15 protein-coding genes and 1 pseudogene are annotated in these 20,334 nt (G+C 56.6%); all 16 read left to right on the top strand.

Annotation, left to right across the window (positions count from 1 at the left end; all coding sequences use genetic code 11):
• The first annotated feature begins 57 nt into the window (after positions 1 to 57).
• The 16 genes and pseudogenes from tssB (ACR0FG_RS02500) to tagH all read left to right on the top strand — a co-directional run bounded on the left by tssB (ACR0FG_RS02500) (position 58) and on the right by tagH (position 20,329).
• Positions 58 to 573, top strand: a complete 516-nt coding sequence (gene tssB / locus ACR0FG_RS02500; RefSeq protein ID WP_039526464.1) for a type VI secretion system contractile sheath small subunit — start codon at positions 58 to 60, stop codon at positions 571 to 573.
• A 3-nt stretch (positions 574 to 576) separates the two neighbouring features.
• On the top strand, positions 577 to 2,073 hold the full coding sequence (tssC, locus tag ACR0FG_RS02505; RefSeq protein WP_170710797.1) for a type VI secretion system contractile sheath large subunit: 1,497 nt from the start codon (positions 577 to 579) through the stop codon (positions 2,071 to 2,073).
• Positions 2,074 to 2,165: 92 nt separating this feature from the next.
• Complete coding sequence (locus ACR0FG_RS02510; protein ID WP_170710796.1) at positions 2,166 to 2,660, top strand: Hcp family type VI secretion system effector; 495 nt, start codon at positions 2,166 to 2,168, stop codon at positions 2,658 to 2,660.
• A gap of 82 nt (positions 2,661 to 2,742) precedes the next feature.
• Positions 2,743 to 3,564, top strand: coding sequence for a type VI secretion system accessory protein TagJ (locus ACR0FG_RS02515; protein WP_480889750.1), 822 nt, complete (start codon positions 2,743 to 2,745; stop codon positions 3,562 to 3,564).
• Positions 3,557 to 4,051 carry a type VI secretion system baseplate subunit TssE gene (gene tssE / locus ACR0FG_RS02520; RefSeq protein WP_170710794.1) on the top strand — a complete coding sequence of 165 codons (495 nt, stop codon included), beginning with the start codon at positions 3,557 to 3,559 and terminating at the stop codon, positions 4,049 to 4,051. Before ACR0FG_RS02515 ends, tssE begins: the two co-directional genes overlap by 8 nt.
• Positions 4,052 to 4,055: 4 nt before the next feature.
• Positions 4,056 to 5,933, top strand: coding sequence for a type VI secretion system baseplate subunit TssF (gene tssF, locus ACR0FG_RS02525; RefSeq protein WP_480889753.1), 1,878 nt, complete (start codon positions 4,056 to 4,058; stop codon positions 5,931 to 5,933).
• The gene (tssG, locus tag ACR0FG_RS02530) at positions 5,897 to 6,967 is read left to right on the top strand and encodes a type VI secretion system baseplate subunit TssG (RefSeq protein ID WP_480889755.1); all 1,071 of its coding nucleotides are present in this window, start codon (positions 5,897 to 5,899) and stop codon (positions 6,965 to 6,967) included. The genes tssF and tssG overlap by 37 nt, the downstream gene beginning before the upstream one ends.
• A gap of 2 nt (positions 6,968 to 6,969) precedes the next feature.
• On the top strand, positions 6,970 to 9,687 hold the full coding sequence (tssH, locus tag ACR0FG_RS02535) for a type VI secretion system ATPase TssH (protein ID WP_480889757.1): 2,718 nt from the start codon (positions 6,970 to 6,972) through the stop codon (positions 9,685 to 9,687).
• A 48-nt stretch (positions 9,688 to 9,735) separates the two neighbouring features.
• The gene (locus ACR0FG_RS02540) at positions 9,736 to 10,887 is read left to right on the top strand and encodes a hypothetical protein (protein ID WP_170710790.1); all 1,152 of its coding nucleotides are present in this window, start codon (positions 9,736 to 9,738) and stop codon (positions 10,885 to 10,887) included.
• Positions 10,888 to 10,954: 67 nt separating this feature from the next.
• The gene (locus ACR0FG_RS02545) at positions 10,955 to 11,809 is read left to right on the top strand and encodes an ion transporter (RefSeq protein ID WP_170710789.1); all 855 of its coding nucleotides are present in this window, start codon (positions 10,955 to 10,957) and stop codon (positions 11,807 to 11,809) included.
• Positions 11,802 to 12,284, top strand: a pseudogene (gene tssB / locus ACR0FG_RS02550) (type VI secretion system contractile sheath small subunit); the annotation flags it as partial. The gene ACR0FG_RS02545 and the pseudogene tssB (ACR0FG_RS02550), both read left to right, overlap by 8 nt.
• A gap of 723 nt (positions 12,285 to 13,007) precedes the next feature.
• A complete protein-coding gene (locus ACR0FG_RS02555) occupies positions 13,008 to 15,788 on the top strand; it encodes a type VI secretion system contractile sheath domain-containing protein (RefSeq protein ID WP_480890152.1) in 2,781 nt (926 codons plus the stop codon).
• Positions 15,789 to 15,823: 35 nt separating this feature from the next.
• Entirely contained in the window at positions 15,824 to 17,944 is a 2,121-nt protein-coding gene (locus tag ACR0FG_RS02560; protein WP_480889761.1) for a type VI secretion system Vgr family protein, read from the top strand.
• 12 nt (positions 17,945 to 17,956) lie between these two features.
• Entirely contained in the window at positions 17,957 to 18,568 is a 612-nt protein-coding gene (locus ACR0FG_RS02565) for a DUF6931 family protein (protein ID WP_170710786.1), read from the top strand.
• 101 nt (positions 18,569 to 18,669) lie between these two features.
• Complete coding sequence (locus ACR0FG_RS02570; protein ID WP_480890155.1) at positions 18,670 to 18,879, top strand: PAAR domain-containing protein; 210 nt, start codon at positions 18,670 to 18,672, stop codon at positions 18,877 to 18,879.
• Between the two features lie 10 nt (positions 18,880 to 18,889).
• Positions 18,890 to 20,329, top strand: coding sequence for a type VI secretion system-associated FHA domain protein TagH (gene tagH, locus ACR0FG_RS02575; protein ID WP_480889764.1), 1,440 nt, complete (start codon positions 18,890 to 18,892; stop codon positions 20,327 to 20,329).
• The last annotated feature ends 5 nt before the right edge of the window (positions 20,330 to 20,334 follow it).

Consider the following 20,334-nt stretch of genomic DNA (forward strand, 5'->3'; position numbering starts at 1 on the left):
GAAACGCCGGGTAGCGGATTGAAAATAAACACTGATGGATGAATCGAGGAGCATCAGATGGCCGATAGTTCACAAAAATTCATAGCCCGGAATAGGGCCCCGAGGGTGCAGATCGAATACGATGTCGAGCTGTACGGAGCCGAAAAGAAAGTCCAATTGCCCTTTGTCATGGGCGTCATGAGCGATCTGGCCGGTAAATCCGAGGTCGAACAGCCTGCTGTGGCCGATCGCAAGTTTCTTGAAATCGACGTGGACAATTTCGATGACCGGATGAAGTCGATGGCCCCGCGCGCCGCGTTTACAGTGCCCAATACGCTGACCGGCGAAGGCAATCTGGCCGTCGATATCACGTTCGAGAGCATGGATGATTTCAGCCCTGCGGCGATTGCCGCCAAGGTTGAGCCGCTCAAGGAACTGCTGGACGCTCGTACTCAGCTGTCGAACCTGATGACTTACATGGATGGCAAGACCGGGGCCGAGGATCTGATTTCCAAGATCATGCAGGACCCCAGCTTGCTGAAGACACTGGCAGCCCAGCCCAAGCCGGGCGGCGATGCCGCCGAGGAGGAATAAAAGATGGCCGAAGAAGAAGCCAAGGTAGAAGCCGCCGAAGGCGCAACAGCGTTTGGGTCCTCGGAATTCGAGGCACTGCTGACCAAAGAGTTCCGCCCGAAATCCGATCAGGCGAAAACTGCCGTTGAAAGCGCGGTCAAAACGCTGGCCGAACAGGCACTGGCCAATACCGGCCTGATCTCGGACGACGCATTGCGCTCGATCGAAGGGATCATTGCCGAGATCGACAAGAAGCTGACCGAGCAGGTGAACCTGATCCTGCACCATGCCGATTTCCAGCAGATGGAAAGCGCATGGCGCGGTCTGCATTATCTGGTGAACAACACCGAAACCGACGAGATGCTGAAAATCCGCGTGATGAACATCTCGAAAAAGGACATGCACAAGACCCTGCGCAAGTTCAAAGGTACTGCATGGGATCAGTCACCGATCTTCAAGAAACTCTATGAAGAAGAATTCGGTCAGTTCGGTGGTGAGCCTTATGGCTCGCTGGTTGCAGACTATCATTTCGACCACAGCCCGCAGGATATCGAACTGTTGGGCGAGATGTCCAAGATCGCTGCCGCAGCCCACGCACCCCTGATCACCGGAGCCAAGCCCAGCCTGTTCCAGATGGACAGCTGGTCGGAACTGGCCAATCCGCGCGATCTCACCAAGATCTTCCAGACCCCGGAATACGCCGCATGGCGGTCTCTGCGCGAAAGCGAAGATTCCAAATATGTCGGTCTGGCGATGCCGCGTTTCCTTGGTCGTCTGCCCTATGGTTCGAAAACCGAGCCGGTCGAGGAATTCGCATTTGAGGAAGACACCACCGGCGCCAACAGCGACAGCTATAGCTGGGTCAATGCGGCCTATGGCATGGCGGTGAATATCAACCGGTCCTTCAAGGAATTTGGCTGGTGTTCGCGGATTCGCGGCGTGGAAAGTGGCGGTACAGTCGAAGGCCTGCCCGCGCATACTTTCCCCACCGATGATGGTGGCGTGGACATGAAGTGCCCGACCGAGATTGCAATCTCGGACCGGCGCGAGGCGGAACTGGCCAAGAACGGCATGATGCCCCTGATCCACCGGAAAAACAGCGATTCGGCGACCTTTATCGGCGCACAATCGCTGCATAAACCGGCCGAGTATGACGACCCAGATGCAACTGCGAACGCCAATCTGGCAGCGCGTTTGCCCTATCTGTTCGCGACCTGCCGCTTTGCGCATTACCTGAAATGCATGGTGCGCGACAAAGTCGGTTCGTTCAAAAGCCGTCAGGACATGGAAACCTGGCTGCAGGAATGGATCAACCAGTACGTGGATTTCAACGCCGACATCTCTGCCGAAGCGGAAAAAGCGCGCAAGCCGCTGGCCTCGGCCGAGGTCGTGGTCGAGGACGTAGAAGGGAACCCGGGATACTATACGTCCAAGTTCTTCCTGCGCCCCCATTATCAGTTGGAAGGCCTTTCGGTCTCGCTGCGTCTGGTCTCGAAACTTCCGTCCGAAAAAGCTGGATAAAGACCAAAAAAGTTTGTGGCATGTGATGTGTTTCACTGCCGCAGCTTTTGCTCTCCAGTATTTCAAAGACATCAACCTTAGAGGAAGGCAAAATGGAAAACGTATTTGCAAAAATGGACTTCCCTGGCGAGGCCCGGGAAAAAGGACACGTAGACTGGATCGCGTGTAAATCGATCAACTGGGAAGTTGCCAGAACGCTTGACATGAGCGACATGGGCACCACCCAGCGCGGCTATGCGAACGCGAATTTCGGCAAGGTCACGCTGAACACCGAGCTGAGCAAAGCGTCTGCAAAACTGATGACTTATGTTGCGTCGGGCAAGGCCAATGGCGAGATGATCATTCATCTGTGCCGGTCTGGCGATGACGAAAAGAAGGGCATGGAGCCTTATCTGATCATCACCCTGCGCGATGCGATCATCGACAGCTATTCGGTGGATGGCGGCGAAGATTCGATCCCGACCGAAAGCTGGACCGTCGCCTATCGCGGCATCTCGATCAAATACAAGATCGCGGACTTCAAGACCGGCAAACTCAGCGATTGCAACGAGTTCAAGTGGAACCTGGAAACCGGCGACGTCAGCTGATTTTCCGAAACGATCCGGCTCTGGCGGTATTTCATCGCCAGAGCCTTTCGCATTTTCTTCATCCTGACTGCGCGAGGGTTTCATGACGCCGGAAGAGCATCTTAAATCAGGCGATCTGGCGGCCACGCTGGCCACGCTACAAGACAAAATTCGCGCCAATCCCGCAGATGCCAAGCTGCGGATTTTTCTGTTTCAGCTGCTCTGCGTGATGGGCGACTGGAAACGTGCGATCACCCAGCTAAAGCTGAGCGCGGAAATGGATGAGGCGGCCACCATGATGGCCAAAACCTATCGCGAGGCGATCATCTGCGAGGTTTACCGCGAAAAGGTTTTTGCGGGTGAGAAAACTCCGATGATCTTTGGCGAGCCGCAAGAGTGGTTGGCCCATCTAATCGAAGCACAGAAACTGACTGCGGGTGGCCATTTTGATCAGGCGGCCGAGATGCGCGGGCGTGCGTTCGATGCAGCGCCTGCGACATCTGGAACGGTCAATGGCGAGGCGTTCGAGTGGATCGCAGATGCAGATATGCGACTGGGGCCGGTGCTGGAGGTCATCGTGAATGGCCGCTATTTCTGGCTGCCCTTCGCGCAGATCGTGCGGTTGGATATCGAAGCACCCAGCGACCTGCGCGACGCGGTCTGGACGGCCTGCACTCTGACGGTTGCCAGCGGCGGTGAAGTCGCGGCGCTGATCCCGACGCGCTATGCCGGAACCACGGAACAGGGCGACGATGCCGCGCGTCTGGCACGGGCGACAAGCTGGGCTGACGCGGGGGGCGAGACTTTTGTTGGATTGGGTCAACGGTTGTTAACAACCGACAAGTCCGACGTCGCTTTGTTAGATATCCGCGAACTGGTTCTCGACGTGGCAATGCAGGCCGGGGAAACGGCAGGAGATGGCTGAGAAGACACTTGCCGAGCGACTACAACCTTCGCTTCTTGACCGGCTGACCGACGACGCGCCGGACCAGAAGAAAGAGGGGCGCGATGCGCGGGTGATCGATGTTGGCCGACTGCGCGAGATCATCCAGCGCGATTTGTCGATGCTTTTGAATACGACGGATCAATCTGACTTGATCGACGAAGATAACTATCCATACGCGGCCAAATCGGTTCTGAACTATGGCATTCGCCAGACCTCGGGCTCGTTTTCAACACTGCGACAGGCGCAGCGCATCCAGAAATCCATCGCGGAATCAATAGAGGTCTTCGAACCCCGGATCGTAAAAGGTTCGGTCGCGGTAGAGCTGCGGTCCAAGATGAAGTCAGGCGAAATGCATGTCGATTTTGATATCCGCGCCGTGATGTGGGCACAGCCCATGCCGCTGGAACTTTATCTGCGCAGCCGGGTGGATGTGACCACCGGCGAAGTCGCGATTGAGCGGAGCTAGGCGCATGGATACGCGACTGCTGAAACACTATGAGACCGAACTGGCTTTTCTGCGTGAAATGGGGGCCGAGTTCGCGACCGCCTATCCCAAAATCGCATCCCGACTGGGGATGGAAGGGATCGAAGTTGTCGACCCTTACGTCGAACGCCTGCTGGAAGGCAGCGCATTTCTAGCCGCGCGCGTTCAGTTGGAACTGGAGATGCAGTTTCCGACGTTCACGTCAAACCTGCTGGAAATCGTCTATCCGCATTATCTGGCCCCGACGCCATCTATGATGATAGCGCAGCTCGAACCGGACGTGGGCAATGCTGCGTTGAAAGAGGGATATCCTATCGCGCGCGGTACAACATTGCGCGCGCGTTTGGCCGAGGGTGAGCAGACCGCTTGCGAATTTGTGACGTCCTCGGACCTGACACTATGGCCTATCGAAATAACCGAGGCCGAATATATTGACGGGCGTGGTGAACTAGTTGCGGCGGGTGTTGCGAAAGAAACCGACGCCCGCGCAGGTATCCGATTGCGCCTGAACCGCACAGATGGCGAGCCGATGGCAGATCTGGAGATGGAAAACCTTGTCCTGCATCTGGACACGCAAAGCGGCAAGCCCTGGGCATTACATGAACTGCTATCGACTCAATGCGTCGGCCTGACCGGGCGCTCGACCGACCGGCGCGCGGATTGGACCGTGCGGCTGAGCGAAGCGGATGTGATCCCCAAAGGGTTCGGCCCAGACGAGGCATTGTTGCCAACCCCGCGCCAGTCCTTTGACGGTTATCGCTTGATTCAGGAGTATTTCGCGATGCCCGAACGGTTCCTGTTTGTGGAACTGACCGGGTTAAATGCGGCTCTGAAACAGTCGGCAGGCAATGATGTGGATATTTATATCCTGCTGCAGGATGGAATGCGGGATGTGGCCCCGGCGGTGACGCCGACGGCCTTCACGTTGAACGCGGTTCCGGCGGTAAACCTGTTTCGACGTCGCTGTGACCGGGTGCATATTACTCAGATGGATACCCAGCATCATGTGGTGCCGAACCGTACAGCCGGGTTGGACTACGAGATTTTCTCAATTGAACGCGTGACAGGTATTCAGTCTGAAGAAGAGGGCGACATACCTTTCCGCCCGTTCTATAGCGATACCGATTTGACCGCTGCTGGGGATAATCACTCTGCCTATTACACCGTCAAACGCCGGATGCGCCAACGCAATGAAAAGGAACGGCTGCGTGGTGTGCGGACCTCGTACTTGGGATCGGAAGTGTATCTGACGCTGGTGGATCGCGCACAGGCGCCGTATCCCGGATCGCTGGATCAGCTTGCGGTCGAAGCGCTGTGTTCAAACCGCGATCTGCCGATGTTGCTGGCAGCGGGCGGTGAGAATGTGTTTCATTTGCCAGATGGCGGGCCGGTCAAATCTATTCGAACGCCGGTAACACCCACACGCCCTCATGCAACGCTGGCACAGGGTGATGCGGCGTGGAAACTGATCAGTCATCTGAGCCTGAACTATCTGTCGATTGCCGGTGATGGCAAGGAAGGCGGGGCCGGGGCACTGCGCGAATTGCTGGGGATCTACGCACCGCTGGGCAATCGCGTGACCGAAAAACAACTGGAGGGCGTGGTGTCTGTCACCAGCCGTCCCATCGTGCGCCGCATGAGCGATGAGGTGCTCAGCACCGCCGTCAGGGGTCTGGAAATCACGCTGGCCTTTGATGAAAGTTTTTATGAGGGCACAAGTGTTTATGTTTTGGGTGCTGTGCTGGAACGGTTTTTCCGCAAATACACGACGATCAACAGTTTCACCGAAACTGTGCTGAAAACCGAACGAAGGGGAGAGATTGCCAGATGGCGACCGGCAGCCGGCCTGGGCAGGATCATCTGAGCCTGCTTGCCGCACTGGCGGCAGATCCTGAAAGACATCACGTCTTTCAGGCGCTTCGGGTGATCGAGGCGCATTATGCCGATGCGCCCCGTCTGGGTGAATCCCGTCGACCCCGTCAGGACAAGGTGCGTCTTGGGCAGGACGTATCGCTGGCCTTTCCACCGAATACTTTGACACGATTTGAACCGGCCTCAGATACAAATCCCGGCAAGCTGAGCAACTTGTTCTTTGGCTTTTTTGGTCCGCAAGGTCCGTTGCCTTTGCACCTGACTGAATTCGCCCGCGACCGTCAGCGTAATCACCGTGATCCGACCTTTGTTGCCTTTGCCGACATGCTGACTCATCGTCTGATGAGTCTGCTTTATCGCGCATGGGCAGCAGCTGAGCCCGCGCCGAGTTTCGACCGTGGCGATGATCCATTTGAACAGCGCGTCGCCGCGCTGGCCGGTTTCAAAGGGTCCGATTTCACGGATCGCGATGCGATGCCGGACATGCTGCGCCGTTTCTTTGCGGGGCATCTGGGGTCTGGAACCAAGACTGTCGAAGGACTGATCGCCATCATCTCGGACTATTTCGGAGTTGAGGCGCATATTCAGCAATTTGTGGGTTCATGGCTTGAACTTGAACCCGATGATACATGGCAACTGGGTGGTCCCGCTCGGCTGGGTCAGTCGACCAGTATCGGAAACCGTGTCTGGTCGCGTTCTGCGAAGTTTCGCGTTCGGATCGGGCCGTTGTCGTTGGACGACTACAAGCGCCTGTTACCGGGCGGGGTTTCGCAGCAAAGGCTGGAATCCATTCTGCGTACATATGCGGGCGACACGCTGGATTGGGAGGTCAATCTGGTCCTGTCAGGGGATGAGGTTCCACGCGCATCGTTGGGCGGTACAACCCAGTTGGGTCACACCAGTTGGATACGAACGCGAGACGACCCGGACGTCGCGCGACCGGATGCGGACGACCTGATCCTTTATCCCGGATACATGAACCAAGAATTTGAGGCCGAAGAAATGGCCCACAACGAGAGGTATTGAAGATGACGGAAATCAGCCGTGTATCGCTGTTCGGCAAACTGAACAAGCTGGGCTATCAGGCGATCGAAGGGGCCACCGTGTTCTGCAAAATGCGGGGCAACCCGTATGTCGAGATTCAGCACTGGCTGCATCAGATCCTGAACGGGCAAGACAGCGACATTCATCGCATCATCCAGCACTACGATCTGGACCCGGGCAAGATTGCTTCGGAACTGACGCGCAGCTTGGACATGCTGCCGCGCGGGGCGTCCTCGATCTCGGACCTTTCGGATCATCTGATGGATGCGATGGAGCGTGGTTGGGTCTGGGGCTCGCTGCTGTATTCCGACAGCAAGGTACGCACGGGGTATCTGATCTTGGGGATGCTCAAGACGCCTGCGTTGCGCAACATACTGGCCAGCATGTCGCCGGAACTGGCAAAAATTGGTGCGGATGATCTGGCGGACAGCTTCGGAGAGGCCACGGATGGCTCGCCCGAAGATACTTTGGGTGCGCAGGATGGCTCCAACGTGGGTGGCGGTGCAGAACCCGGCGAGGCCAGTGGTGCGATGGCACCCGGCGCGATGGGCAAAGGCGAGGCGTTGGAGCAGTTCTGCACCGACCTCACCGAACAGGCCCGCAATGGCGAGATTGATCCGATTGTTGGTCGGGACGAGGAAATCCGTCAGATTGTCGATGTGCTGATGCGCCGTCGTCAGAACAACCCGATCCTGACCGGTGAGGCTGGGGTGGGCAAAACCGCTGTGGTCGAAGGTTTTGCCCTGCGCATCGCGCGGGGCGACGTGCCTCCGGCATTGAAGGATGTGCGCCTGCTGGTGCTGGATGTGGGTCTGCTGCAAGCGGGCGCGTCCATGAAGGGCGAATTTGAAAACCGTCTGCGTCAGGTGATTGACGAAGTTCAGGCCAGTCCGACGCCGATTGTGATGTTTGTCGACGAAACACACACTCTTGTGGGCGCGGGCGGAGCTGCCGGAACCGGTGACGCGGCCAACCTGCTGAAGCCGGCGCTGGCGCGCGGTACGCTACGCACTATCGGCGCGACCACATGGGCCGAGTACAAGAAATACATCGAGAAAGACCCGGCTCTGACCCGTCGTTTCCAGGTCGTGCATGTCGAAGAACCCGATATTCCAAAGGCGGTTCTGATGATGCGCGGCATTGCGTCGATGCTGGAAAAACACCACCGCGTGCAGGTGCTGGATGAAGGGATCGAAGCAGCGGTGACGCTCTCGGCCCGCTATATCCCCGCGCGGCAATTGCCGGATAAATCCGTCAGCCTGCTGGATACGGCCTGCGCACGCGTTGCCGTGTCTCAGCACGCGGTTCCGGCGGAAGTGGATGACAGCCAGCGCCGGATTGAGGCTCTGACGACCGAGTTGGAGATCATCGAACGCGACGAGACCGCAGGCTATGACGTTGCCGACCGGCGTGAGGCGGTGAATGCCGCAAAAGAGGCGGAAGAGGCGCGGCTGGCCGAACTCAATGGGCGGTGGGAGGCCGAAAAGAAAGTGGTCGAAGAAATCCTCGACCTGCGGGCCAAGCTGCGCGCAGGCGGGCAGGAGGTCGAGGGCACCGGCACCGCCGAAGGTGAAGCCGCGACCGAAGAGGCCCCGGATGCGCAGCCCATCGACCGCGAGGCATTGTTGGCGGAACTCAAAGCCAAGAACACCGAACTGGAAGAGGTTCAGGGCGACAGCCCGCTGATCCTGCCCATCGTGGATCATCAGGCGGTGGCCAGCGTCGTCGGCGATTGGACCGGTATCCCTGTGGGCCGAATGGTCAAGGACGAGATCGAGACGATTTTGAACCTTGAAGACCGTCTGGCTCAACGCGTGATCGGTCAGGACCACGCGATGAAGATGATCGCCAAGCGGGTTCAGACCAGCCGTGCGGGGCTTGATAACCCCAACAAACCCATCGGGGTATTCATGCTGGCGGGCACCAGCGGCGTCGGCAAAACCGAAACCGCGCTGGCGCTGGCCGAGGTGCTCTATGGTGGCGAACAGAACGTCATCACCATCAATATGTCAGAATATCAGGAAGCCCACACAGTCAGCAGCCTGAAAGGCGCACCTCCTGGCTATGTCGGCTATGGTGAGGGCGGTGTTCTGACTGAGGCGGTGCGACGCAAGCCTTATTCTGTAGTGCTGCTCGATGAGGTCGAAAAGGCCCACCCGGATGTGCACGAGATCTTCTTTCAGGTCTTCGACAAGGGCGTCATGGAGGATGGCGAAGGCCGCGTGATCGACTTCAAGAACACGCTGATCCTGCTGACCTCGAATGTAGGCACCGAGATGATCATGGACATGTGCGCCGATCCAGATCTGATGCCCGATCCTGAAGGGATGGCCAAGGCACTTCGGGACCCGATGCTCAAGGTTTTCCCGCCCGCTCTGCTGGGGCGTCTGGTGACAATTCCGTATTATCCGCTCAGCCCGGACATGCTGGGTGAGATCACCAAGCTGCAATTGGGTCGGATTCAGAAGCGCGTTCAACAGGCACATGGTGTACCCTTCGAATACACCGATGCCGTGGTCGATGAGATCGTCAACCGGTGTCAGGAACTGGACAGCGGTGGCCGCATGATCGATGCGATCGTGACCAACACCATGTTGCCGGATATCTCGGCGGAGTTTCTAAAAAGAATGATGGAGGGTGAAGAAGTTTCCAAAGTCGTGATCGATGTCACAGACGGCGACTTCACTTATGGGTTTGACTAAGGGCGATCAACCGACGGTCGTAGCACATAGCATACTAGGAGAAAGAAAATGGCTGCATTTACCACAAGCGCGAAACTGAACATTGGGTACAAGGGCAAAATGTTCAAGCAGCCCAAATGCGAGTTCACGGTCGCTCACGCCGTGCCAGAGGGTGAAGACGAAACGGAAACCAAGCTGTTGCGGGCCGCTTATGCCAAGCTGTGGGAAAAGAACTTTACCAAGCTTGAGAAAAAGCGTTCGGCCGAGTTCAAAAAGGCAATGGACGGCACCGAAAAGGACATCGAGAAAAAAGACTATTCGGAAGATCAGCTGAAGAAGTTTATCGAAACTGCAAACCAGCTGATCAAACAGGGTCTCAAAACCTTTCAGAGCGAAGTTCAGTCGTTGGCGACGACCTGCATGGAACAAGTCTATGACTATGTCGAGAAAAAGCTGAAAAAGAAGATGACCCGCAAGAAGATCAAGACGGGTCTGAAAATCACCGCTCTGGTTCTGATCACGCTGGCTGTGGCAGCTGCGTCCATTGCGGCGACGGTTCTGACAGGTGGTGTCGCTGCGGTTGTCATTGCGGCTGCGATTGGCACCGGCGTTGGGGCTCTGATCTCCAGCGGGAAGATCATCAAGAAGGAATATGACAGCTACAAAGGCTTCCTTGATAAGATCGAAAAGGACATCGAAGCGATCAACAAGGCCGTCGCTTATCAGGAAAAGAAAAAGAAGGCGTCAGAATTCCGCAAACTTGGGCCGAAAGAGAAGGTCAAGTTGTTGATGGCCGGAACCTCGGGCCATGTGAAGTCGCTGAAAAAGCACCTTGAGGATGGCGCGGCGCGGATGCTGTTGATGCGCAAGCATATGAACGAAGCGCTGGTAAAGGCCAATGAAGCCCGTGAAAATGCCGACAAGATGAAAGGTCATCCCGACAAGGCCATCTCGGCCGAGGCCGCCGAGGCGGAACGTCTGGCGAAAGAGATGGCGTATAAGCTCGAAAAGTTTGAAGTCAAAAAGAAGAAGTATGACGAGCTGAAGGCAGATGCCGCAAAGGCGATCAAGGATCTTGAAACCAAGGGTATCTGGGACGGCGGCAAGCTGTCCAAGGCGATCAAATTCGCGGAAGATCACGAAGATACCGCAAACTTCATGATCAGCGCAGGTAAGGCTCTTGCCAAATCCGGTGCCAAGATCGTCAAGGCCGTAAAATAAGGTGAATATCGCGGGCAGCGCCGGGATGAATTCCGTCGCTGCCCGTCCTGTTTAAGGAGTGAACCCGTTGGAATCTCGTACGGCCCCTGACCCCACGCTGCGTGAACGTGCCCGGGAATTTGTCGAGCGCAGGGCCGTGACCAACACCATTCTGGGCGTGATCATCTTCAATGCGATCACGCTGGGCCTTTCTACTTCACCTGCAGTTCAGGCCAATGTCGGGCATTTTCTGGTAGCTTTCGACAAGGTCGTTCTTGGCATCTTCGTGGCCGAGCTTTTGGTGAAATTCTACGCCTACCGGCTGTCCTTCTTCAAAAATGCATGGAATATCTTTGATCTTGTTGTCGTAACGCTGGGCCTGTTGCCCAACCGCGACGGTTTGTCGGCCTTGCGGGGGTTGCGGGTTATCCGTGCTATGCGGCTGCTGTCGGTTATTCCGCAGATGCGTTCGGTGGTTCAAGCGCTGCTGGATGCACTGCCCGGCATGGGTGCGGTGATCATCATGATTTCAATCGTATTTTACGTTTTCGCCGTGATGGCGACGCTGATGTACGGCCCCGACTTCCCCGAATGGTTCGGATCGCTTGGGCGGTCGCTTTATTCGCTGTTTCAAATCATGACGCTGGAAAGCTGGTCCATGGGTATCGTGCGCCCGGTGATGGAGGTCCATCCGACCGCCTGGATCTTCTTTGTACCCTTCATCGTGATTACCGCGTTTTCGGTCCTGAACCTGTTTATTGGCCTGTTGGTAAATACGATGCAATCCGCGGTTGAGGATGAATCGGTTGAAGAATTTTCGCACCTGCGCGATCTCGTCCGCAGCGAAACAGATATCGTTGATGAACATGTGATGGAGCTGATGCAAGAGGTCAAAGCGTTGCGCCGCGAGGTCGCAGAACTCAAGGGGCAAACCAATGGCTGATAGTTCGCAAAAGTTCATCGCCCGTAATCGTGCGCCAAGGGTTCAGATCGAATACGATGTCGAGCTTTATGGCGCGCAGAAAAAAGTTCAGTTGCCTTTCGTCATGGGTGTGCTCAGCGATCTGTCGGGCAAATCTACCGCCGAAACACCTGCGGTTTCAGACCGCAAGTTCCTAGAGATTGATATCGATAACTTTGACGACCGGATGAAGGCGATGGCTCCCCGGGTCGAATTCTCGGTGCCCAATACGCTGACAGGCGAGGGCAATCTTGCTGTTGACCTGACCTTTGAGAAGATGGCCGATTTCAATCCGGCGCAGATTGCGGCCAAGATTGAACCCTTGAGCAAATTGCTTGAGGCGCGGACGCAATTATCGACGCTGATGGCCTATATGGACGGCAAGGCGGGGGCCGAAACCCTGATCGAAAAGATACTGGCCGATCCTGCTTTGCTGAGTTCTTTGGCCAGCAGCCCGGTTCAAGACCACGACCACGCCGCCGCGTTGGATGCTCTGCGTGAGGCGGTGCCCGAAGATACGGCGCAAGATACCTCGGTTCAGGACGCGTTGGCGTCGCTACCAGAGGTTGAGAGCCCCGAGAAAACAGACAAGTCCGCGGAGGTTCTGGCGGAACTGGCCGAGGCCGCGCCAGAGGATGAGCTGGTTGATAGCTCAATCGATGATGCGCTCTCATCTTTGCCCGAAGCGACCGAACATGAGGCGCAGGATACAGGTGATGGTGTACTGTCGGACCTTGCCGCTGCCGCGCCTCAGGATGCGCCTGTAGATACGTCCTTGCAGGATGCTCTGTCGTCGCTCCCCGAGATTGCGGCAGAAGATACAGGCAACGGATCCTCTGACGTGCTATCGAGTCTTGCTGATCTGGCCCCCGAGGATGTGCCCGAGGATGACGCAACTGACGCCGCGCTCGCCAGTCTACCAGAGGTGGAAACAGCGAAAGACCAAGACATCTCGGACGATGTTCTGTCCAGTCTTGCCGATATCGCACCCGAGGATGACGCTCCAGACAACACGCTCGACGATGCCTTGTCCTCGTTGCCTGATGCCCAGGATACCGAACCGGATGAACAGAGCGATGCCATTCTGTCCGATCTCGCTGATCTGGAGCCTGAGGAGCGTGATGAGGAAGACGGTCTTGAGGACGTTCTATCATCGATCCCTGAGGTTGAAGATACCACCGTGGACGAAGGTTCGGATGACATTCTGAGCGACCTGGCTGAAGCCGCCCCCGAGAAGGCTGCCGAAGACGATAGTGATCTGGACGATTTGCTGAGCGATCTATCTGATCTGGCCCCGGATGACATCGATGAGGACGATGCGACGGACGATATTCTCGGCTCGATGCCCGAGGTTGAGGATGTCATCGAGGAAGAGAGCTCGGATGACATTCTGAGCGACCTTGCTGAAGCTGCCCCCGAGGAGGCCGCAGAAGATGATAGTGATCTGGACGATCTGCTGAGCGATCTATCTGATCTGGCCCCGGATGACATCGATGAGGACGATGCGACGAACGATATTCTCGGCTCGATGCCCGAGGTTGAGGACGTCATCGAGGAAGAGGGCTCGGATGACATTCTGAGCGACCTCGCTGAAGCCGCCCCTGAGGTCGAAGACGATAGCGATCTGGACGATTTGCTCGGGGATCTCTCGGATTTAGCTCTGGATGAGGTCGAAGAGGATGACGCATCGAATGAAATTCTTCAGGGCCTCTCCGAGGACGCGCCTGAGGTTGAACCCGCTGGTGACGATGACATAGATTTGGATGATCTTCTTGGCGACCTTTCGGAGGATATATCCAAGGATAGTTCGGATGACGATCTGGATGACCTTCTGGGTGATCTCGATCTTGAGGACGAAGGATCGGATGATCCGGACGATCTGCTGGAGGATGAATCAGAGGTCGAGGCGGATGATTTAGATCTCGACGATCTGTTGGGGGATTTGGAGGCCGAGGATGAGGCGTCGGGCGATGCGGATGCCGATGATTTGGACCTTGATCTGGATGATTTGCTGGCCGAGGACGACTCTGACGTGGCCGAAGATGTCAGCAATGAGCTAGATGCTTTGCTGGGTGATGATGAAACGACGGAAGCATCAGAAAGCCCCCCCGCGCCCAAGGGTGCAGAGCCCGGCGGCGAACCGGAACTTGCCTTTGGTCGGATGAGTGCCGACAGGCCCGATCCCGAACGCCTGAAACGCACGCGCTTCCGTATTGCGCTATTCGGCGATTTCTCAGGCCGTTCGGCCCGTGGCCAGATCGAAACCGGAGATGCTCTGGCGGCGCGTAAGCCGATTCTGCTGGACCCGGATACGGTCGAGGAGGTCATCGAGAGCTTTGCGACCACTCTGGTTTTGCCCATCGGTAAGGATGGTACGGGGATTGAGGTCAAGCTGGGGGAACTGGATGATCTGCATCCCGACGAGCTCTATGAAAAAGTCGAACTGTTTGATGGGCTTGCGGGTCTGAAAAGCCAGCTCAGCGCCGGTGGTACGGCTGATCATGCCGCCAAGCAGCTGATTGCGTGGGGTGAGGAATTTGGAAAGGCTGTTGTGCCCCCTCGTAAAACCTCGGGTGGCAACACGGTGCGCGCTGACCTGAAACTCAGCGATTTTCAGAAACTGATCGGCGACACCGACGGAGAACTGGCGCAGGCCTCTCCGGTGGATGACTTGCTGAAACGGGTGGTTGGTCCGCATATCCGCAAGCTGCCCAGCCCCGACGTTACAGCGATGCAAACCGCAGTGGATGAGGCGTTGAGCGCCGCGATGCGGATGGTGCTGCATCATCCCGAGTTTCAATCGGTTGAGGCGCAGTGGCGCAGTCTGGACCTGATCGCGCGCAGTGTCGAGGATGACGATACGCTGGATGTGATCTTGTACGATGTGTCCGCCGAAGAGATTGCCGCTGATCTGGCCGCCGAGGAAGATTTGGCCAAAACCGGGTTTGTGCGTCTGCTGACCGAAGAACCGCTGGATGAAGAAAACGGTCGCGGCGGGTATTCTGCGCTGATCGGGCTTTACACATTCGAGGAAACGCCACCACATGCCGAACTGTTGGGCCGGATCGGTCGTGTGGCAGCCCATGTGGATGCGCCGTTCATCAGCGCCATCACACCGGCCTATCTGGATATCAAGAAAGAGGATCGGCATCCACTTGTGGTCAAGGCATGGGACACGTTCCGTGCGATGCCCGAAGCCGGGCATGTAGGGCTTGCCTCGCCCCGCTTCCTGCTGCGGCGTCCATATGGGGCCAAGTCGGAACCGATTTACGAATTCGACTTTGAGGAATTCACCGAAACCGAAGGGCTGCGCGGTATGCTCTGGGCCAATCCGGCGGTTCTTGTAACGATCTTGCTGGCGCGGTCGTTCAAGCAAAATGGCAAGGCGATGAAGCTGGGCTCGGTCATGAGCCTTGGTGGCATACCCTTCCATTTCGTGAATGACCGCTATGGTGATCAGGTGGCGTTGCCTTGTACCGAGCGCAATATCACGATGGAAAAACATGAGCATTCCGTGCAACGCGGATACATGCCGGTGTTGTCGATCAAGGGCCGGGATGAAATCCGTCTGGGATCATTCAACTCGGTCGCGGGGCAGGAGATTCTGGGCCCATGGACCGGCGTTCCGGTGCCCGAGCCGTCGCCGGATGTCCCACCTGAGCCTGAATCGGGTGATACCTCGGATGACGACGATTTTGATCTGGAAACGGATCTGGACGACGATACTTCGGATCTGGATCTCGGCGATGATGATGCAGATGACGACGATCCCGAAATGGCGGCCTTGATGGCCGAACTGGCAGGCGGCGATGACGCAGCCGAAGAAGAGGATGACGCGGACGATCTTGATGATTTCCTGTCGTCCTTTGGGGATGAAGATGATGTCGACTTTGGTGACGGGTCCGAAGATGACGAAGAAGAAATGGACCCGGAACTTGCAGCCCTGCTGGCCGATCTGTGACGGCGTGGCAGGACTTGATTTGGAAGGAATGGTAAATGGCGGAAAGTCTTCAAAGTAAAGAGTGGCCTCTTCGGATCACTGGTTCATTCCCATACAAGGGTGATGACGACAAAGACGATCTGGTCATCCGGCGCGCCATTGTGACCGAAGAGCTTGGTAAATTGACCGAGATTCAGGTCGAATTCATGTCGGAAAAGACGACGATTGAGTTGGATAAGCTGCTGGGCAAGGTGATGACGATTCACCTGGCTGCCGAAGAAGGAGCAAAGCGTAAATTCACCGGCACAATCGTACGGGTCGAACGCCTGGCTTTGCGCGACGGATTTGTCCAGTTTCTGGCCGAGTTGCGCCCATGGTTCTGGTTGCTGACGCAGTCAACCAACAGCCGCATTTTTCAGAACATGACGGCGGTGGAGATTATCGAAAAAATCTTTAAGGATAAGCACAAGTTCTCGGACTTCAAGAAATTATTGTCTTCAACATATCAAAAGCGCGAGTATTGCGTTCAGTATCGCGAAACCGATTTCGATTTTGTTTCGCGTCTGATGCAGGAAGAAGGCATTTACTATTACTTCGACTATTCTGACGCCGAAAACAAATACGAGACACTCGTTCTATGTGATGGACCGACGGCACATACCCCAATCAAAGGCGAGCCCAAAGTCGAATTTCGCGGTGGTGATGACTACGAACAGCGCCTGGGCGACTTCGTTACCGAATGGGCCACTTCCGAAGCGATAAAGTCAGGTGTCGTTTCTTTGGGGGATTTCGACTTTGAAAAACCCAAAGCGTCTTTGGCCGCACGCGCGAACACCACGACAAAGCCCGGGCACACTTTCAAGGAAAAACTGGAGCTGTATGACACGCCGGGTCATCACAAAGAGACCAAGATGGGCGATACCCGTGCCAGGGTTCGCATGTTGGCAGAGGATGCCCTCTTTGATCGGCGCCGGGCCCGTGCTTCGGTCCGGTCTCTGGAAACCGGACGGAAATTCACGCTTAAGGAACACCCCGACAAGGATCAGAACGCCGAATATCTGATCACAAGCGCCAAATATTACCTCCAGACAACCGAAGGCTATGGGTTCGAGAAGAAAGACAAGGATCTGGATACCGGCGCGCTGGAATTTCCCGATGACAGCGGTGAGATGTTCATGGTCGAGTTCGAGGCGCAACCGGCCAAGACCGAGTTCAAGTCCCTGCGCACGATACCTTGGCCTGAGATTTCAGGCCTGCATACTGCGATTGTAACCGGAAAAGCCGGTGAGGAAATCTGGACCGACAAATACGGGCGTATCAAGGTTCAGTTCCACTGGGACCGGGAAGGTAAGAACGACGAAAAGACAACGTGCTGGGTGCGCGTTGTGACGCCGTGGTCGGGCAAGAACTGGGGTATGGTTAGCATTCCGCGCATAGGACAGGAAGTGGTAATCCAGTTCGAGGAAGGCGATCCTGACAGGCCCATCTGTACCGGGATGTTGTATAACGCGGATACGATGCCGCCCTATGCTCTGCCCACTAATCAGACGCAGACGGGGATCAAGACCCGGTCTACCAAACAGGGCACCGCCGAAACGTATAACGAGCTGATGTTCGAAGATAAGAAAGACGCGGAACTTGTCCGGTTTCAGGCCCAGAAGGACCACGAAAAACTGGTCAAGAACATGTCCACCATCACCATCGGCTATGACAAGCTCGATAAGGGCGGCAATGGCGGCGACGGGTGCCTGAGCCAGGTGGTCAAGAAAAACGTGGATGAGACGATCAAGGAAGGGGATCATACATTCACGATTGAGACCGGAAGCCAGACAATTGGCATCAAGACCGATCAGACCGAAACCATCGAAGGAAAGTCCACGCGAACGGTAACGGGCAATGTCGCCGAAACAGTCAAGACGGGGAACAAGACCACGACTGTGAGCACCGGCAACATTCAGGTCGATGCAAAATCCGGTAAGATTACCATGACGGCGATGCAGTCCATTGAGCTGAAAGTCGGCGGATCGTCGATCAAACTGGACCCGACCAGCATCACGATCAAGAGCACCATGATCAAGGTTCAGGCCAATGCCAAGCTGGATGCGAAGAGCCCGATGACCACGGTAAACGGCGATGCCATGCTGACCCTCAAGGGCGGCGTGACGATGATCAACTAGGGGGCCTGAGCGATGAGCGAACGATTTGCAGATATGGTCAAAGTTCCGCAGGTGCCCGCGGCGAGGATGCTGGCCGATGCCAATGCCCGGCTCAGTGTCAAGCTTGACGCGCCTGCCAGTGCGGCACTGGACGTTGTTTTGGCTGAGCTGGACGAAAAAGAAGCCTTTATCGACATGCTGCGCCTTTTGGGTGTTGCGCTGCCGCCACGCGAACGTGTGTGGTGGTCCTGTCTGGCCGCGCGCGACTACATCGGTGAAGCACCTGACAACAACACACCTTCGTTGGCCGCGTCAGAGGAATGGGTGTTTCGACCAACGCCAGAAAACCGCGAAAAAGCCGGGGAAACCATAGATCTGGCTGAGCCCGATGACGAGACCGTGAACTGCGCCATGGGCGTGCTATATTCAGAAGGTACGCTGGGAACCGGTGATCTGGCGAATATTCCGTCACCGCCCGGTGCGGCGGAAACCGTGGCCTTTGCGATGAATGTTGTTGCGATGGACAATCACGAAGGCGATTTTGATGCATACCTGCAGTTGCTGATTGATCGCGGCGTCGATATTGCTCGGGGTGGGAATGGTAAGCTGGACCGCAAGGATGCCGGTTCAGAGACAGAGGAGTAGACATGGGATTTCCACAAGCCCGTGTAACTGATTTGCATGCATGTACGTTGCCGGCCCCGCCGCCAGCGCCACCGCCACCAGCGCCGGTTCCAATGCCAATCATGCCACCTTGTTGTCCGACCGTTCTGGTGTCAAAACTGCCAGCGGCACGTATGACGGATTTGGCGACCCCGGCATTTCCGCACCCGATCCTGAAAGGATCGGCGACGGTGCTGATCGGCAAACTTCCGGCGGCGCGGATGATGGATACCTGTGCCTGTGGCGGACCGATCCTGCCGCCTTGCTGCCCCACCGTTCTGGTCGGAGGATGAAGACAAACGAATGACGGTCACACTAAAATTCCAATCCACCGGCATCGTGCCGGGCGACGGGCGCCCGGTGTCGATGCAGGGGGGCTCATTGACCGTGGGGCGCGGCCCGGCCAACGATCTGGTTTTGCCCGATCCGGAGAAAACGCTCAGTAAAAATCACTTCGTCATAGAAGATCACAATGGCAATGTGGTGATCGTGGATCTGTCCACGAACGGGACTTTTCTGAACTACTCAAAGATCGCGTTGGGACGGACACCCACACCGCTGAACAATGGTGATGTCCTGACGGCGGGTGGGTTTGAGATGGTTGTTGAAATCGGGGCCGATTTGCCTTCGTTCGAGGAAATGATCCCACAGCCGATGCAACAGGGCGGGATTTCCCCCGGTCAGTCACAGAATGCGCCTGATCCGCTGGCTCTGCTGGATGATGCGGCACCTGGAAGTGATTTTCTTGATGACCTGTTGGGGGGCGATGCTCCCAAGGGGCCGGGGCAGATTGCGACGCCCGATCCGATGGACGAGCTGTTGCCGCCACTCGAAGATGATGATCCGTTTTTTGCCAAGCCAAAGGATGTACACGCCGACATGGGTGGCAGTGATCCGATGCACAACCCATCTCCGTCAGATGCATTTTCCGCGCCCCAATCGGCGGGTGGCGCAAATCTGATACCGGATGATTGGGACGACGATCTGTTGTCGCCTGCGGGTGGTACATCCCCTGAACCGGTGCCGGCGCCGGAACCAACCAAGGCTCAGCCGGTTGCCCCGCCGCCTCCTGTCAAACCTACGCCCGGTGGCCAGCCACCGACCCCTGAACCCACGCCGAAACCGCCGACTCCCGAAGCGCCGGTGTCCACGGGGGGCGGCGATCAATCGGCGGCGCGGGCGTTGCTTGAGGCGCTTGAGGTTGACGATCTGAAAATCGATGATGCGGACCTGCCAGCCACGATGGGGCGGATGGGGCGTGTGCTGCGCGCAATGATCACCGGCTTGCGGGAAATCCTGATGACCCGCACCTCGATCAAGTCCGAGTTTCGGATCGATCAAACGATGATCAGCGCAGGCGGGAACAACCCGCTTAAATTCTCGATCAGTCCGGAGCAGGCGATTGAGGCGCTGGTGAAGCCCAGAGTCAAAGGGTATCTGGCCTCGGAAGAAGCTACCGAACAGGCGCTCAACGACATCAAGGCGCATGAGGTGGCCATGGTCACCGGGATGGAGGCCGCACTGAAAGGTGTTTTGGCCCGGCTTGATCCCGAAGTTCTGGCAGGCAAAATTGAGGGCTCGGGCAAACTTGGGTCACTTTTCAAGGGTAAGAAGGCCCAATATTGGGAAGTCTACGAAAAGATGTATGCAGAAATCTCGGATCAGGCAGAGAATGATTTTCATGATCTCTTTAGCCGGGAATTCGCCAAGGCGTATAAGGAACAGCTGGAAAAGCTGAAATAACGCCC

It is taken from the genome of Ruegeria sp. E1 (assembly GCF_056534225.1).